Annotated in this window: 13 protein-coding genes; 2 read left to right on the top strand and 11 right to left on the bottom strand. The window is 71.2% G+C overall.

Annotated features, from left to right (window positions below; genetic code table 11):
• Positions 1 to 81: 81 nt before the first annotated feature.
• From argF to CG740_RS17080, 6 genes are all read right to left on the bottom strand, one after another.
• Entirely contained in the window at positions 82 to 1,101 is a 1,020-nt protein-coding gene (gene argF, locus CG740_RS17105; RefSeq protein ID WP_100575998.1) for an ornithine carbamoyltransferase, read from the bottom strand.
• Between the two features lie 102 nt (positions 1,102 to 1,203).
• A complete protein-coding gene (locus tag CG740_RS17100; RefSeq protein ID WP_100575997.1) occupies positions 1,204 to 2,436 on the bottom strand; it encodes an arginine deiminase in 1,233 nt (410 codons plus the stop codon).
• Between the two features lie 233 nt (positions 2,437 to 2,669).
• Positions 2,670 to 5,339 (bottom strand): polynucleotide kinase-phosphatase, encoded by a 2,670-nt coding sequence (locus tag CG740_RS17095; protein ID WP_100575996.1) that lies wholly within the window; start codon positions 5,337 to 5,339, stop codon positions 2,670 to 2,672.
• Positions 5,336 to 6,916, bottom strand: coding sequence for a 3' terminal RNA ribose 2'-O-methyltransferase Hen1 (locus CG740_RS17090; RefSeq protein ID WP_100575995.1), 1,581 nt, complete (start codon positions 6,914 to 6,916; stop codon positions 5,336 to 5,338). Before CG740_RS17090 ends, CG740_RS17095 begins: the two co-directional genes overlap by 4 nt.
• Positions 6,917 to 7,327: 411 nt before the next feature.
• Positions 7,328 to 8,320 (bottom strand): homocysteine S-methyltransferase, encoded by a 993-nt coding sequence (gene mmuM, locus CG740_RS17085; protein ID WP_100575994.1) that lies wholly within the window; start codon positions 8,318 to 8,320, stop codon positions 7,328 to 7,330.
• A gap of 2 nt (positions 8,321 to 8,322) precedes the next feature.
• Entirely contained in the window at positions 8,323 to 9,252 is a 930-nt protein-coding gene (locus CG740_RS17080; RefSeq protein WP_100575993.1) for an LLM class F420-dependent oxidoreductase, read from the bottom strand.
• Positions 9,253 to 9,501: 249 nt separating this feature from the next.
• On the opposite strand from CG740_RS17080, the gene CG740_RS17075 reads away from it, so the two are divergent.
• A complete protein-coding gene (locus CG740_RS17075) occupies positions 9,502 to 9,867 on the top strand; it encodes a hypothetical protein (protein ID WP_100575992.1) in 366 nt (121 codons plus the stop codon).
• A 155-nt stretch (positions 9,868 to 10,022) separates the two neighbouring features.
• Here the strand turns inward: CG740_RS17075 and CG740_RS17070 are convergent, their stop codons facing one another.
• From CG740_RS17070 to CG740_RS17050, 5 genes are all read right to left on the bottom strand, one after another.
• Complete coding sequence (locus CG740_RS17070; RefSeq protein WP_100575991.1) at positions 10,023 to 10,514, bottom strand: DUF6099 family protein; 492 nt, start codon at positions 10,512 to 10,514, stop codon at positions 10,023 to 10,025.
• 125 nt (positions 10,515 to 10,639) lie between these two features.
• Positions 10,640 to 11,035 carry a nucleotide pyrophosphohydrolase gene (locus CG740_RS17065; protein ID WP_100575990.1) on the bottom strand — a complete coding sequence of 132 codons (396 nt, stop codon included), beginning with the start codon at positions 11,033 to 11,035 and terminating at the stop codon, positions 10,640 to 10,642.
• A complete protein-coding gene (locus CG740_RS17060) occupies positions 11,032 to 12,198 on the bottom strand; it encodes an AAA family ATPase (protein WP_100575989.1) in 1,167 nt (388 codons plus the stop codon). The genes CG740_RS17065 and CG740_RS17060 overlap by 4 nt, the downstream gene beginning before the upstream one ends.
• A 111-nt stretch (positions 12,199 to 12,309) precedes the next feature.
• Entirely contained in the window at positions 12,310 to 12,699 is a 390-nt protein-coding gene (locus tag CG740_RS17055; RefSeq protein ID WP_100575988.1) for a cell division protein SepF, read from the bottom strand.
• 94 nt (positions 12,700 to 12,793) lie between these two features.
• A complete protein-coding gene (locus CG740_RS17050) occupies positions 12,794 to 13,246 on the bottom strand; it encodes a Fur family transcriptional regulator (protein ID WP_100575987.1) in 453 nt (150 codons plus the stop codon).
• A gap of 665 nt (positions 13,247 to 13,911) precedes the next feature.
• Here CG740_RS17050 and katG point away from each other — a divergent pair.
• Positions 13,912 to 16,143: a catalase/peroxidase HPI gene (gene katG / locus CG740_RS17045; protein WP_100575986.1), complete on the top strand. Its 2,232-nt coding sequence runs from the start codon at positions 13,912 to 13,914 to the stop codon at positions 16,141 to 16,143.
• The last annotated feature ends 61 nt before the right edge of the window (positions 16,144 to 16,204 follow it).

The raw sequence follows: 16,204 nt of genomic DNA, 5'->3' as shown, positions 1-16,204 counted from the left end.
GCCCGAGCGTGCGAGCTCGGACCCCACCAAGAAGCGACATAGTAGCCACCTCGCCGTATGTGCACCCAATCGGGCGCATTCCTATCCGGCGACCGTGGAGGTGTCCCCGAGCGTGGCGACCATGATCGCCTTGATGGTGTGCATCCGGTTCTCCGCCTCGTCGAAGACGACCGAGTGCGCGGACTCGAAGACCTCGTCGCTCACCTCCAGCTCGGTCAGGCCGTACCGCTCGTGGATCTCCCGGCCGACCTGGGTGCCCAGATCGTGGAAGGCGGGCAGGCAGTGCAGGAACCTGACGTTCTGCTTGCCGGTGGCGCGCAGCACGTCCATGGTCACGGCGTACGGGGCGAGCGCCTTGATGCGCTCGGCCCAGATCTCCTGGGGCTCGCCCATCGAGACCCAGACGTCGGTGGCGACGAAGTCCGCTCCCGCCACGCCCTCCTCGACGGACTCGGTGAGCGTGATGCGGGCGCCGCTCGCCGTCGCCGCCTCGCGCGCCTGCGCCTGGACCTCCACGGACGGCCAGTACGCCTTGGGCGCCACGATCCGGATGTCCATGCCGAGCAGAGCGCCGGTGACCAGGTAAGAGTTGCCCATGTTGAAGCGGGCGTCCCCCAGATAGGCGAAGGAGACCTCGCCCAGCGGCTTGTCGCTGTGCTCGGTGACGGTCAGCACGTCGGCGAGCATCTGGGTGGGGTGCCAGTCGTCGGTCAGCCCGTTGTAGACCGGCACGCCCGCGTGCGCGGCGAGGGTCTCGACGATCTCCTGCCCGTCGCCCCGGAACTCGATCGCGTCGAACATCCGGCCCAGGACCCGGGCCGTGTCGCGCGCGGACTCCTTCTTGCCGATGTGCGAACCGGCCGGGTCGATGTACGTCGTCGACGCGCCCTGATCGGCGGCCGCCACCTCGAAGGCGCAACGGGTGCGCGTCGACGACTTCTCGAAGATCAGCGCGATGTTGCGCCCGCGCAGCCGCTGGACCTCGGCACCCGCCTTCTTGGCAGCCTTGAGCTCGGCGGCGAGCTCGACGAGTCCGAGGAACTCCTCAGCCGTGAAGTCCAGCTCCTTGACGAAGTGGCGGCCTGCGAGATCTATCGCCATGGTGGCTGCTCCTGGGTGCGGATGGGGGACGGCGGCGGGGACGGCGTCCGGTGGGCGACGACGTCCAGTCAGTACTGGAAGTCTATACGTTAGAGCGCATCACTATACGGCATCGCGTTCGACGGGACAGCTCATACAGCGTGGGCCTCCCCTCCCCCGGCCCAGCTCGCTGCCCCGGATCTCGATCACCTCGATGCCCTCCTTGCGCAGATGCGTGTTGGTCGTGACATTGCGCTCGTACGCCACCACCACGCCCGGCTCCACGGCGAGGACGTTGCAGCCGTCGTCCCACTGCTCGCGCTGCGCCGAGTGCACGTCCTGGGTCGCGGTCAGGACCCGGATCCGGTCGAGGCCGAGGGCCGCCGCGATCGCCCGGTGCATGTGCTCCGGCGGATGGTCGGTGACCTTCAGCTCCTGCTCTCCGGCGCCCGGCTCGATCGTGTACGAGCGCAGCATGCCGAGGCCCGCGTACTGGGTGAAGGTTTCGCCGTCGACCATCGTCATCACCGTGTCCAGGTGCATGAACGCCCGCCGCTTCGGCATGTCCAGCGCCACGATGGTCTTCGCCGAGCCCGCCGCGAACAGGCCGCGGGCCAGCATCTCCACGGCCTGCGGGGTGGTCCGCTCGCTCATCCCGATCAGCACGGCGCCGTTCCCGATCACCAGGACGTCACCGCCCTCGATGGTCGAGGGATAGTCGCTCTGCCCGCGCGACCAGATGTTGAACGGGCCCGCCCCGGGCCCCTTGAACAGCGGATGGTGGCGGTAGATCGCCTCGAAGTGCACGGTCTCGCGCTGCCGGGCCGGCCAGCGCATCGCGTTGATCGAGACGCCGTCGTAGATCCAGGCGGAGGTGTCCCGGGTGAACAGGTGGTTGGGCAGCGGGCCGAGCAGGAAGTCGTCCAGATCCATCGCGTGGAAGCGCACCGACGTCGGCTCCGGATGGCTCTCCAGGAACTCCCGCTTGGTCATCCCGCCGACCAGCGCCTCCGCCAGCTCGGCGGCGGGCAGCTCCTCGAAGGCCGCCCGCAGATGGTCCGTGGCGAGCGGCCCGTACTCCTTCTCGTCGAAGACCCGGTCGAGCACGAGTGCCCGGGCCTGCGCGATCTCCAGCGACTCGCGCAGCAGATCACCGAAGAGGTGCACCTCCACGCCTCGGTCGCGGAGCACGTCCGCGAAGCCGTCGTGCTCCTGTCTGGCCCGGCGCACCCACAGCACGTCGTCGAAGAGCAACGCGTCCTTGTTGCCGGGTGTGAGCCGCTTCAGCTCCAGATCTGGCCGGTGGAGTATGACGCGGCGCAGCCGCCCGGTCTCGGAATCGACATGGAATCCCATGTCCCCATCCTGTCCCGCTCCGGCCCCCCTCACCCGGCGAACACAGCGGCCGCGCCACACGGCGGACCGCCGAAACGGGCTGCCCGTGCGGGGCTGCCGTGCGGGCAGCCGTGCGGCGCGGGGCCGGGGCGGGGCCAGGCGGGGTGAGCGGGACCGGGGGCGGGCTCGGAGCCGGGTCGGGCTCAGAACCGGGTCGGACTCAGAGCCGGGTCGGACTCAGAGCCGGGTCGGACTCAGAGCCGGGGGTCGACCGGCTCCGACTCCAGGGCGAGTACGGCGAACACCGCCTCGTGCACCCGCCACAGCGGCTCCCCGTCGGCCAGCCGGGCGAGCGCCTCCAGGCCAAGCGCGTACTCGCGCAGGGCGAGCGAGCGCTTGTGCCCGAGGAAGCGCTGCCGCAGCCGCTCCAGGTTGTCCGGACGGGTGTACTCGGGACCGTAGATGATCCGCAGGTACTCCCGGCCGCGCACCTTGATCCCGGGCTGCACGAGCCGTCCCTTGCCGTCCCGGGCCAGCGCCTGGAGCGGCTTGACGACCATGCCCTCGCCGCCCGCGCCGGTCAGCTCCAGCCACCAGTCGACACCGGCCCGCACCGATGCCGCGTCGCCGGTGTCGACGACGAGGCGCCCGGTCCTTTGCAGCAGCCCCGACGGGTCGTGCTCCACCAGCCGGTCCAGCCAGGCCAGTTGCTCGTCGTGCGGCACGTCGGCCAGGCTGCGCCCCTGCACGGCCAGGATCTGGAACGGCGCGATGCGCACCCCGTCGAGACCGTCGGTCGTCCAGCAGTATCGCCGGTAGGCCTCGGTGAACGCCGCCGCGTCCGCGGCCCGCTCCCGCTGCCGCTCCGCGAGCCCCGCCACCTCGACACCCCGGCCCGACGCCGCGTCGAGCGCCAGCAGGGCGGCCGGAAGCGCGGCCCCGGACGACGCGCCCACGGCGGCGTACTGCGAGCGCAGAAGGCCCGATGCCTTCAGCGACCACGGCATCAGCTCGGCGTCCAACAGCAGCCAGTCCGTGGCGAGTTCGTCCCACAGCCCGGCCGCGGACACCGCCGACCGCAGCCGCCCGAGGACCTCCTCGGTCACGGTGGCGTCGTCGAAGAACGGCCGCCCGGTGCGGGTGTGCAGGGCCCCCGTCGCGCCGGACGCCCCGAACCGCTCCCGCGCCACGTCCGCGTCCCGGCACACCAGGGCGACCGCCCGCGAACCCATGTGCTTCTCCTCGCACACGACCTTCGCGACGCCGTCCTTCGCGAACTGCGCGAACGCCTCCGCCGGGTGCTCCAGATAGCCGTCCGCACCGGAGGCCGCGGTCGGCGCCATCGTGGGCGGAAGGTAGGCGAGCAGCCTCGGGTCGACCGCGAACCGGCTCATAACCTCCAGGGCCGCCGCCGCGTTCTCCTCGCGCACCGCGACCTTGCCCATCAGCCGGGTCTCGACGACCCGCCGCCCGTGCACATCGGCGAGGTCGAGCGGCCGGCCCTCGTGCCCGCCGGGCGCCTCGGCCGCCAGCGGCTTGACCGGCTCGTACCAGACCCGCTCCGCCGGCACGTCGACGAGCTCCCGCTCCGGCCAGCGCAACGCCGTCATCTTCCCGCCGAACACGGCACCCGTGTCCAGACAGATGGTGTTGTTGATCCACGAGGTGTTCGGCACGGGAGTGTGTCCGTACACGACCGCCGCGCGTCCGCGGTAGTCCTCCGCCCACGGGTAGCGCACCGGCAGGCCGAACTCGTCGGTCTCCCCGGTCGTGTCCCCGTACAGCGCGTGCGAGCGGACCCGGCCCGAAGTGCGCCCGTGATACTTCTCGGGCAGACCCGCGTGACACACGACGAGCTTGCCGCCGTCGAGCACATAGTGGCTGACGAGCCCGTCGATGAACTCCCTGACCTGCTCCCTGAAGCCTTCGTCCTCCTTCTCCAACTGCTCGACGGTCTCCGCGAGACCGTGCGTGTGCTGGACGTTGCGTCCCTTCAGGTAACGCCCGAGCTTGTTCTCATGGTTCCCCGGCACGCACAGCGCGTTGCCGGCGGCGACCATGCGCATCACCCGGCGCAGCACCCCCGGGCTGTCGGGCCCGCGGTCGACGAGGTCCCCCACGAACACCGCGGTGCGCCCCTCGGGGTGGACGCCGTCGACGTACCCCAACTTCGCCAGCAGCGCGTCCAGTTCGGACCGGCAGCCATGGATGTCACCGATGATGTCGAAGGGGCCGGTGAGGTGGGTGAGGTCGTTGTAGCGCCGCTCGATGGCGATCTCGACGCGCTCCACCTCCTCCACGCTCCGCAGCACGTGCACCTTGCGGAAGCCCTCGCGCTCCAACCCGCGCAAGCCGCGCCGCAGTTCACGACGGTGGCGCCCGATCACATGCCGGGGCATACCGGCCCGGTCGGGACGCTGCGCGTTCCGCTCGGCGCAGACGTCCTCCGGCAGGTCCAGGACGATCGCTATCGGCAGCACGTCGTGCTCACGGGCGAGCCGGACCAGGTGCTTGCGGCTCTCGGGCTGCACGTTCGTGGCGTCGACCACGGTGAGCCGGCCCGCCGCCAGCCGCTTGCCCGCGATGTAGTGGAGCACGTCGAAGGCGTCCCGAGAGGCACCCTGGTCGTTCTCGTCGTCCGCGACGAGCCCCCGGCAGAAGTCCGAGGAGATGACCTCGGTCGCCTTGAAGTGCCGCCGTGCGAACGTCGACTTGCCCGAACCCGTGGCCCCGACGAGCACGACGAGCGAGAGGTCGGTGACGGGGAGGGTGCGCGGGGGGTGCGGGGAGTGCGGGGTGGGCTGGACCGCCGCGCTGCCGATCTGATTCCGAGTCTGACTCTCGGACTCGTTCTCGTTCTTGATCCCGGTCTGGTTCTTGATCCCGGTCTCGTTCTCGTTCTCGTTCTTGTTCTCGGAGCTCATGCTGCGGTCGCCTCCTTCGGGGTGGTCGGGGTGGTCGGGGCGGTCGGGATGGTCGGGTCGGGTGAGGTGGTTCGGGCGGGTGGCGTGGACGGGGTGCGGTCCGCCGCGCTGGGGGCGCCGGTTTCCTGGCGGTCCTCACCGATCCGGGTGAACACCGCCATCTGGGTGGGCGGTCCCACCTCCGGGTCGTCCGGCCCGACAGGCCCGAACTCGACTGCGTAGCCGTGCCGTTCGGCCACCGCACCCGCCCACACCGCGAACTCGGCGCGGCTCCACTCGAACCGGTGGTCCCCATGGCGAACATGCCCGGCGGGCAGCGACTCCCAGCGGACGTTGTACTCGACGTTCGGCGTCGTCACGACCACGGTACGCGGCCGGGCCGAGCCGAACACCGCGTACTCAAGGGCCGGCAGCCTCGGCAGATCCAGGTGCTCGATCACCTCGCTGAGCACCGCCGCGTCGTATCCCTTGAGCCGCTTGTCCGTGTACGCCAACGAGCCCTGGAACAAGGTCACCCGCTCCGACTGACGCTCCGTCATCCGCTCGACGCGGAGCCGCCGTGCGGCGATGGTCAGCGCGCGCATGGAGACGTCGACCCCGACGATCTCGGTGAAGCGCGCGTCCTTGAGGAGCTCCTGCACCAACTGGCCCTGGCCACAGCCGAGGTCGAGCACGCGGCTCGCACCCGCCGCCTCCAGGGCCGCGACGATCGCGGCCCGTCGCTGTACGGCGAGCGGCACCGGCTTCTCGGCCGTGTCGCTGCTCTCGTCGACGGCGTTGTCGACCTCCTCGACGTCCAGACCGTCCGCCTCCGCGAGCCGTACCAGCTCAAGCCGTTCCATCGCCTCACGGGCCAGGCCCCGACGGCGCGACAGATACCGGCTGGTGATCAGCTTCTGCTCGGGGTGCTCGGCCAGCCAGCCCTCGCCCGCCCGCAACAGCTTGTCCACCTCGTCCGGCGCGACCCAGTAGTGCTTGGCGTCGTCGAGCACGGGCAGCAGGACGTACAACTGCCGCAGCACGTCGGCCAGTCGGAGCTCGCCTTCGAGCACGAGGCGTACGTATCGCGAGTCGCCCCACTCGGGGAACCGCTCGTCAAGCACGATCGGCTCGGCACTCACCGAGCTCCAGCCGAGCGGCCCGAACAGCTTGTGCACCAGTTCCGGTCCACCCCGGGCGGGCAGCGCGGGCACCTCGACGCGCAGCGGCAGGGACGCCGCCGCCCGCTCCGGCAGCGCGGCACACACCCCGCGCAGCGCGCTCTTGAAGACGCTGGACAGCGCGACGGACATCAGCGAGGACGCCGCATACGGGCGGTCGTTGACGTACTGCGCGAGCGCCGCGTCGGGCGCACCGCCCCGGCCCTTGCCCTGCCCCCGTCGCACGAGGGCGACGGGATCCACCTCCAAGAGCAGCGCGGCAGTGCAGCGCTCGACGGTCGCCTCGGGATAGAAGACGTGCGCCGTGCCGTGGGAGGTGGAGAAGCGCTGCGCGTTGTCGGGATGCTTGTGCAGCAGGAAACCGAGGTCGGTCGCAGGGCTTTCAGGGGTGCCGGTGGTCGTTATTGTCAGGAACACCCCACGAGTATCACGTGGCTTCCCCCGCCCTCACCAGCGGTTTTCCCCGAGCCCGACCGAGCGGGGATCCGGTTGGGCTCGGGGAACGATTGGGGTTCGGGGACCCGGTGCGGCCCGGGCGACGGTTGGAGCTTGGGGACCCGGTCCGGTCCGGGCGACGGTTGGAGCTTGGGGACCCGGTTGAGCTCGGGGAACGATTGGAGTTCGGGGACCCGGTCCGGTCCGGGCGACGGTTGGAGCTTGGGGACCCGGTCCGGTCCGGGCGACGGTTGGAGCTTGGGGACCCGGTTGAGCTCGGGGAACGATTGGGGTTCGGGGACCCGGTGCGGTCCGGGCGACGGTTGGAGCTGAGCCCGGGTCCTGGTCGGGCCCGGGGACCCGGTCGGGCTCTTGGTGCCGTACCGCGCAGTTCTACGCCGCTGCCCCGCGCACCTGGGCCGCCAACTGGGCGATCTCCGCAGGCCCCACCCGGCAGCACCCTCCGACGAGCCGCGCACCCGACGCCACCCACTCCCCCACACGCCCCGCGTCGAACGTCGACCCACCCGCCCAGCGCCGCCCCTCCGCATCCCACCGCTCGCCACTGTTCGGATAGACCACCACCGGCTTACCGGTGACCGATGCTGCGAGCGGCACCGCCCGGTCGGCGTCGGCGGGGGTGCAGCAGTTCACGCCGACCGCGATGACCTGATCGAGCCCCGCGACCATCGCGAACGCCGCCGCCAGATCCTGCCCGGCCCGGGTGCGCCCGCCCTCGATGCTGTACGAGAGCCACACCGGCACCCCGCACCCGTCGACCACCCGCAACAGCGCCTCCGCCTCGTCGGCATCCGGCACCGTCTCCAGCGCCAGCACATCGGGCCCCGCAGCCACGAGCGTCTCGATGCGCGGCCGATGGAAGCGCTCCAACTCCCGCACACTCAGCCCGTACCGCCCCCGGTACTCGCTGCCGTCGGCGAGGAAGGCGCCGTAGGGGCCGATGGAGGCGGCTACCCAGAACTGGGGGGCCGGGGGGCCTCCCCCCTCCCCCCTCCCCCACCCCACCCCCGCCTCCACGGCCGCCTCCGCCTCCGCACCGGTCTCCGCACCGGCCAACCGGCCTACCCCACGCGCCAGTTCGACACTCCTCGTCAGGAGCCGCGCCGCCGCGCCATGGCTCAGTCCTCGTCGGGCGAAGCCCTCGAACGTGGCCTGATAGCCGGCCGTGGTCAGGACCTGGGCGCCCGCCCGGACATAGGCCGCGTGCGCGGCCTGGATCTGCCGCGGGTCGTCCGCGAGCAGCCGGGCCGACCACAGCTCGTCACTCAAGTCGCAGCGCTGGCTCTCCAGTTGATTGGAGAGCCCGCCGTCCAGGACGACCGGCCCCTCCGCGAGGGCCGCCGCGAGTGTCCGGGCGGGTCGCACGATCAGGCCCTGGTCAGCTGGGGCAGCACCTGGGAGGAGATGAGCTCCAGCTGGTCCAGGTCGTCGAGGTCGAGCAGTTGGAGGTAGATCCGGGACGAGCCGGTCGCCTCGTACTTGCCGATCTTCTCCACGACCTCGGCAGGGGAGCCCGCGAGTCCGTTGGCCTTGAGTTCCTCCACCTCCCGTCCGATGACGGCGGCCCGCCGGGCCACCTCCGCGTCGTTCCGTCCCACGCAGACGACCAGCGCGTTGGAGTACACGAGGTCGTCCGCCCGGCGGCCGGCGGCCTCGGCGGCCGCCCGCACCCTGGTGAACTGCCGTTCGCTGTCCTCGATGGAGGCGAACGGGATGTTGAACTCGTCCGCGTACTGCGCCGCGAGGCGTGGCGTTCGGGTCGCACCGTGTCCGCCGACCAGGACGGGCACCTTGGTCTGCGCGGGCTTGGGCAGCGCGGGCGAGTCGCTGAGCTGGTAGTAGGTTCCGTTGAAGTCGAAGGTGTGGCCCACCTCGGTGGCCCAGAGTCCGGTGACGATGGCCAGTTGCTCCTCCAGCCTGGCGAACTTCTCCTTCGGGAAGGGGATGCCGTACGCCTTGTGCTCGTCCTCGAACCACCCTGCGCCCAGGCCGAGTTCGACCCGGCCGCCCGACATCTGGTCGACCTGGGCGACCTGGATGGCGAGTACGCCCGGCAGCCGGAAGGTGCCGGCCGTCATGAGGGTGCCGAGGCGGATCCGCTTGGTCTCGCGGGCGAGGCCGGCCAACGTGATCCAGGCGTCGGTCGGGCCCGGGAGCCCGTCGGCGGACCCCATGCGCAGGTAGTGGTCGGAGCGGAAGAAGGCGTCGAAGCCGAGGTCTTCGGTGGCCTTGGCGACGGTGAGGAGGGTGTCGTAGCCGGCGCCCTGCTGGGGCTCGGTGAAGATGCGAAGATCCATGCCTCCATCCTGCACCGTCGGACCGCCGTCAACCCCGTCCGCGCCACCCGCCCCGTGAAAGCCCGGTCGGGTGAATATTCGTTGCAATGGACCGTCGCGACCCCTCTGACCAGTGACGTTGGCGCCGAGCGGTCGTTGGCTCGGGCGGAGCCGGACCGCCCGGCCCGCGTGTCGGCGGCCTTGGCCGGTGCGTCGACCGATTCTCCGCCCCGCCCGCCCCGCGGGAGGGCTTGGGCCGAGGAGGCCGCCATGTCCCAGGAAGCCGTGCCCGAACAGACGGTGCCGCAGCAGTCGACGCCGCAGTCCGCAGCCGGGCGGGAGGGTGCGCCGAAGGGGCTGTTGCAGCAGATGGAAGAGCTGATGGCCGCGCTGAGCGCCGATCTGACGCAGCTCGACGCGGATCTCCAGTCCACCGCCGACCGTGCCTCGTCCGACAAGGACTCGGCCGAGTCGCCGCGGACGGAGGCCCAGGCACACGCACAGACTCCCCCGCAGGCACCGGCTTCGCAGGTGCAGGCACAGGCACCGGCACAGACCCAGATTCAGACCCAGATTCAGACGCAGACGCAGCCCCAGACGCAGACGGATCGGAACGTCGACCCCGAGCAGCGCTAGAGCGAGAGTCGCTAGCAGAGCCGGGCCCGGGGTGGCCCTCGGGCAATCAGGGGGCCGGGGAGGGTGGCGGCGGCTGAGCGGGGTTCGGGTGGGGGCCCGGTGCTCCTTCGCCACCGCCGCGGGCGCGACCCGGCAGCGCACGCAGCCGCCCCGCGTCATGGTGGCCCCGCGGTCGAGTCGCGCAGCACCTCGGCAGGCCTGTCCCGGTCTCGTAAGGTGAGCCGCCGCAGCATCCCGCGGACCCGGTCGCTCGATTCGTCGGCGGCGTCGATGGCCTCTATGCACTGCCAGTACAGCCCCTCCTCGTCCGTCGCGCAGGCCACCGAGACGAGCGCCATCGCGACATCCCCGAGCAGGGCCCCCAGAGAGGTCAACGCGCTTGCCGCATCCGTCACTTCGGAGAGCTGGGCAGCGCGCACGCCGTCGCGGCGCAGCCCCGGGTGATCGAGGACGGCACAGCCCCGGCTGCCGGCCTCGCTGAGGCCGCGGGCCTCACCCCTCAGTTCCGGCGGGCCGGTCGCCGCGAGGTGGCCGCCGATGGCCTGGGCCAGGGCTTGTGCCTGCCAGGCCTCGGCCACGATGTCGAGCACGGCCCGGCTCTGGGCCAGGGCGTGTTGGCTGACTTTCAGGAGCCGTACCGCATCCATCCGCTTTCCCCGTTCGTCTGTCGGACCCGGGCTTCGTGTCCACTACCTAGCGTGAGCGCGAGCGGCCCGGAAAGCCAGAGGAAATCGGAAATCTGTGCACAGCAAGCCGATTGTGAGTATCTCGGTCACTCGGAAGGGTGACTCTCCGTATCCGTCGGCGAGTTGTTCGCAGAGCCGTTCGGCGTCGTGGGCGATTTCGTTGCGGGGAACCGGAGTTCATTGCGGTCGATCTTGGCGGAGAGGGCGGCGAGGGCGTCGATGCCGAGCACCTCGCACAGCTGGAGCAGGTAGGCGAGGACGTCGGCCACCTCGTCGGTGACGCGGTGGGCCGTGTCCGGGTCGGCCATCACCCCGGCGGACTGCTCCGGGGTCAGCCACTGGAAGATTTCGAGCAGTTCGGAGGCCTCGACGCTGAGGGCCGCGGCGAGGTTCTTGGGGTTGTGGTAAGGCTGCCAGTCGCGGGCGGCGGCGAAGGCCGCGAGTCTGCGTTGCAGGGCCGGTACGTCGAGTTCCTGGTTCACGGCCCCAGGTCTACCACCGTCGTGCCGTCGGTCTTCGGGGCGCTCACGCCGTCGCCCACGGCCGCGAGCAGCCGGATGTGGCCGCGGGCACACATCTCGGCGGCCAGCGCGATCAGTTCGCGGCTCTGACGCGGGTCGAGCGCGCGGTCGAGGCCGTCGGCGACGACGGTCAGGGTCTGCATGGCGGGCGGTACTTCGGCGACGGTGTCGACGGCGAGGACGCCCGGTCCGGTGAGCAGCACGAGCGCGAGGGCGAGGTAGCGCAGTTCGCCCTCGCCGAGCCGGTCCACGGGGGTGCCGTGCCGGGCGGCGCCGCGGGCGAGGACGGCGCGCAGCGTGCCGTCGGTGAGTTCTTCGGTGGTGAGGCCGGTGACGGGGCCGACGCAGCCGGCCCGGGCCGCGGCGACGAGGCGGCCGTGCCGGATACCGCATTCGGTGCGGGTGCGGCGCAGGATTTCGGCGAGGTTGTCGCAGCCGCGCCGCAGCCGGCCGCCTCCCTCGCCCTGGCCGGGCACGACGGGGGCCCGCATCCGCTGCGGCTGGGGGTCGCAGGGGAACACCGAGCGCAGGGCCACGACGACCTGTTCGGCGGCGGCCAGGACGCGTCGCTGCCCTTCGGTCTTGCCCGCGACGCGCAACGGCAGCAGCGCGGTGCCCAGCCGGTCGTCGGGCAGCGGGGCGCGCGTGACCGGGACCGCGCCCGCGGTGTGCCAGGCCGCCTGGACGGTGGAGCGGCCCGGATCGCGCAGTGCGGTGCTGAGCAGGGTCTGCCCTTCGCTCGTCAAACGTTCGCCGACGACACGGAGTTCCGGTTCGGCCTGCACGGCGAGGTCGAGACGTACGGGTCCGGCCGGCCCGTCGACCGTGCAACCGATCCGGAATCCGCGCCGGCCCTGCGCGTCGGCCTCGGCGCGTTCGGGTACGCAGCCGGCGGGGTCGCGGAAGATCTGGCCGAGGGCCGCGCCGGAGCCGAGTCTCGCGAGGGCCTCGAACGCTTCCAGGACACTGGACTTGCCGCTGCCGCTGGGCCCGGTGATCAGCGTGAGCGGGCCGAGCGGGATGGCCGCGCCGCGGTGGGTCCGGAACGCGGAGAGCCGTAATTCGGTGACGGTGGGTCGATCGGGGCGGCCGGTTCGGTCACTGTTGGTGGTCGCGAGGGTCATGACCGGGACCGTACGCAGCCCGAAAACTGACGAACCGTTCCGCCTCGTTGACCTTCCTACGAATGAGGGACGGCGCGGCGCTGCGGGACGGTCCTGGGCGGGCCGGGGCGGTCAGGGATGCGGGACGGCTGCGGCGGCGATGCCTTCCACTTCGGTGCCGGCCGGGGCGAGCAGGAAGACATTGCGGTCGACTCGGTGCATTCCACTGCCGAGGCCGAAGACGACACCGGTGCTGAAGTCGAGTATCCGCTTGGCGACTTCGGGGTCGGCCCCGGTCAGGTCGAGCAGGACCGGGATCTGGGCGATGAGGTATTCGGCCACTTCACGGGCGTCCGCGAAGATCTGTACGCGCAGGACGATGAAGCGCCGCTGTTCGACGGTCGCGTAATCGCCGGGGATCGTGGTGTGATCCGCTCTGGACGGCCATTCGTTGCGGCCGCGCAGCGGCACGACCTGGGCGAGCCCCTCCCACTGTTCGTCGGTGACGTCGTACCTGCTCACCGGACCACCTCGCCCACGTGCTGTATCTGCATCCGGCCATGATGACGCCGCTCACCCGTTCAGCCCAACTTCGACACGGCTCGCGGGGTGTCGGCTACGACTCATTTCCGGACGGGACCCGGCCGGGGGACACGTCCTGCGCGCAGGCCGGGCACAGTCCGCGGTAGGTGACGTCCGCCCGGGCGAGCGTGAAGCCGAAGCGTTCCCCGTCCGGGAGGTCGTCCAGCGGGTCGCCGACGGGGTGGACGTCGCGGATGGTGCCGCAGTGGGAGCAGACCAGGTGCTGGTGGGGGTGGTGGGCGTTGGGGTCGTAGCGCTTGGCCCGGCCGTCGGTGGAGACCTCCAGGACCTCCCCGAGGGAGACCAGTTCACCGAGGGTGTTGTAGACGGTCGCCCGGGAGATCTCGGGCAGCCGCTGGGCCGCACGGCCGTGCACCTCGTCGGCGGTCAGGTGCACATGGTCGCCGGCCAGGACCTCCGCGACGACGCGCCGCTGGGAGGTCATCCGCCAGCCGCGCCCTCGCAGCCGTTCGAGCAGGTCACTCATATCGGTTCACCTGTCCGCGGTTCAGTTCAGGAGTGGATGGGGTTGCGGGGTGGATGGAGTCATCGGGCCACAGGGCTGTGGATTAGGACTGTGGATCGGGACTGTGGATCGGTCAACAGTCAAGGAGTTCCCCCGGATCCCTACGAGATTCCCCCCGGCCCCGCGGGGGATTCCGGAGCCTCCTGACCTTCCTGAGCCTGCGGCGCTTCCGGCGTCTCCGGCACTTCCAGGGCCGCGAAGGGATACGAGTTTGGTGTACTTCTTGACTTGGATTAGGTCCATCGTAGGATCGATGGCGCCGCTAGCCTAGGGATCGGGAGACTCCGATCCCATCCGCAACAGGACCCACCCACCCGGGAGACAGAGACGTCATGGGGGATCGCCGCCGCGAAGGTGCCGGGCGTCGGCCCGCGCCCTTGCGCCGGCCCGCCCACGACCACGGCCACCCGGGTCGACGACCGCCCCGCCGCCATCGCGTCGCCTTCCGGGACGTGTGATCGCGTGGGCCGTATTGTCCTGCCAAGTCGTCCGCGCGGCCCGCTACTTGACCGCCTTCGGCCCGTGACCGTAACGAGGCCGTGGACGTCCGGCGGGGCCCGCGTGCCGGCCGTTTCACCGCCCGCAGTTCCTCAGCACCGTGATCCACCGAGTCAAGAAGGATTGCCATGTCCGAGAATCCCGATGCAATCGTCACCGACCCCAAGACGGAGGGCACGGGCGGCTGCCCGGTCGCGCACGAGCGCGCGCCGCACCCGACCCAGGGCGGCGGAAACCGCCAGTGGTGGCCGGAGCGGCTGAACCTGAAGATCCTCGCCAAGAACCCCGCCGTGGCGAACCCGCTCGGCGAGGAGTTCGACTACGCCGAGGCGTTCAAGGCCCTCGACCTCCCGGCGGTCAAGCGGGACATCGCTCAGGTGCTCACCACCTCGCAGGACTGGTGGCCGGCCGACTTCGGCAACTACGGCCCGCTGATGATCCGCATGGCGTGGCACAGCGCGGGCACCTACCGGATCAGCGACGGCCGGGGCGGCGCCGGGGCCGGGCAGCAGCGGTTCGCGCCGCTCAACAGCTGGCCGGACAACGTGAGCCTCGACAAGGCCCGCCGACTGCTGTGGCCGGTCAAGAAGAAGTACGGCCAGAGCATCTCGTGGGCCGACCTCCTGATCCTCACCGGCAATGTCGCCCTGGAGACGATGGGCTTCAAGACCTTCGGCTTCGGCGGCGGCCGCGCCGATGTCTGGGAGCCCGACGAGGACGTGTACTGGGGTCCCGAGACCAACTGGCTCGACGACCAGCGCTACACCGGCGACCGTGAGCTGGAGAACCCGCTCGGCGCGGTCCAGATGGGCCTCATCTACGTCAACCCCGAGGGCCCCAACGGCACTCCGGACCCGCTCGCCGCCGCGCGCGACATCCGTGAGACGTTCCGCCGCATGGCGATGAACGACGAGGAGACCGTCGCCCTGATCGCCGGCGGCCACACCTTCGGCAAGACCCATGGCGCGGGCCCCTCCGAGGCCGTCGGCGACGACCCCGAGGCCGCCGGGCTCGAACAGCAGGGCCTCGGCTGGAAGAACACGCACGGCACCGGCGTGGGCGCCGACGCGATCACCAGTGGCCTGGAAGGCATCTGGACGAACACGCCGACCGCGTGGGACAACAGCTTCTTCGAGATCCTCTTCGGCTACGAGTGGGAGCTGTTCAAGAGCCCCGCGGGCGCCCACCAGTGGCGGCCGAAGGACGGCGCGGGCTCGGACACCGTGCCGGACGCGTTCGACGCGTCGAAGAAGCACGCCCCGACGATGCTGACGACCGACCTCTCGCTGCGCGTCGACCCGGCGTACGAGCAGATCTCGCGGCGCTTCCTGGAGAACCCCGAGGCGTTCGCCGACGCGTTCGCCCGCGCCTGGTACAAGCTGACCCACCGCGACATGGGCCCCGTCGTGCGCTACCTCGGCCCGGAGGTCCCGGCCGAGGAGCTGCTGTGGCAGGACCCGCTGCCGACGCGGACGTACGAGCTGGTCGACGCGCAGGACATCCCCTCCCTCAAGGAGCAGATCCTCGCCTCGGGCCTGACCGTCCCCCAGCTGGTGTCCACGGCGTGGGCGTCGGCGTCCTCGTTCCGCGGCAGCGACAAGCGCGGCGGCGCCAACGGCGCGCGCCTGCGTCTCCAGCCGCAGAGCGGCTGGGAGGTCAACGAGCCCGACGAGCTGGCGACGGTCCTGCGCGCGCTGGAGGGTGTGCGCTCGGCGTTCAACTCGGCGCAGTCCGGCGGCAAGCAGGTCTCGCTCGCCGACCTGATCGTGCTGGCCGGCTCGGTGGGCGTGGAGAAGGCCGCCAAGGACGGCGGGGTCAGCGTCGAGGTGCCCTTCACGCCGGGCCGCGTCGACGCCTCGCAGGAGCAGACCGACGTGGAGTCCTTCGCCGCCCTGGAGCCGACGGCCGACGGGTTCCGCAACTACCTGGGCAAGGGCAACCGGCTTCCGGCCGAGTTCCTGCTGCTCGACAAGGCGAACCTGCTGACCCTGAGCGCCCCTGAACTCACCGTCCTCGTCGGCGGTCTGCGCGTGCTCGGCGCCAACCACCAGCAGTCCGCGCACGGCGTGTTCACGGACCGGCCGGGGACGCTGACCAACGACTTCTTCGTCAACCTGCTCGACCTGGGCACGACGTGGAAGTCCACGTCGGCCGACCAGAACACCTTCGAGGCCCGCGAGGCCGGCTCGTCCGACGTCAAGTGGACCGGTACCCGCGCCGACCTGGTCTTCGGCTCCAACTCGGAGCTGCGCGCGGTCGCCGAGGTGTACGCGAGCGACGACGCGAAGGAGAAGTTCGTGCGGGACTTCGTGGCGGCGTGGACGAAGGTCATGAACCTGGACCGGTTCGACCTCGTCTGATCCGCCTGCCCCACCCCCGGGCCGGTCGTGCGGCCGGCCCGGGCGAACTGCGCTTTCCCTG

Source organism: Streptomyces sp. CB01201, assembly GCF_002803085.1.
Classification (GTDB): Bacteria; Actinomycetota; Actinomycetes; order Streptomycetales; family Streptomycetaceae; genus Streptomyces; species Streptomyces hundungensis.
Note: the sequence above shows the minus strand (reverse complement) of the source record. Positions and strands in the feature narration are given on the sequence as shown.

What these genes read in the sequence shown, in the direction of transcription:
- argF (WP_100575998.1), bottom strand. Translation starts at nt 1,101, where the DNA reads ATGGCGATAGATCTCGCAGGCCGCCACTTCGTCAAGGAGCTGGACTTC.
- CG740_RS17100 (WP_100575997.1), bottom strand. Translation starts at nt 2,436, where the DNA reads ATGGGATTCCATGTCGATTCCGAGACCGGGCGGCTGCGCCGCGTCATA.
- CG740_RS17095 (WP_100575996.1), bottom strand. Translation starts at nt 5,339, where the DNA reads ATGAGCTCCGAGAACAAGAACGAGAACGAGAACGAGACCGGGATCAAG.
- CG740_RS17080 (WP_100575993.1), bottom strand. Translation starts at nt 9,252, where the DNA reads ATGGATCTTCGCATCTTCACCGAGCCCCAGCAGGGCGCCGGCTACGAC.
- CG740_RS17075 (WP_100575992.1), top strand. Translation starts at nt 9,502, where the DNA reads ATGTCCCAGGAAGCCGTGCCCGAACAGACGGTGCCGCAGCAGTCGACG.
- CG740_RS17070 (WP_100575991.1), bottom strand. Translation starts at nt 10,514, where the DNA reads ATGGATGCGGTACGGCTCCTGAAAGTCAGCCAACACGCCCTGGCCCAG.
- CG740_RS17060 (WP_100575989.1), bottom strand. Translation starts at nt 12,198, where the DNA reads ATGACCCTCGCGACCACCAACAGTGACCGAACCGGCCGCCCCGATCGA.
- CG740_RS17050 (WP_100575987.1), bottom strand. Translation starts at nt 13,246, where the DNA reads ATGAGTGACCTGCTCGAACGGCTGCGAGGGCGCGGCTGGCGGATGACC.
- katG (WP_100575986.1), top strand. Translation starts at nt 13,912, where the DNA reads ATGTCCGAGAATCCCGATGCAATCGTCACCGACCCCAAGACGGAGGGC.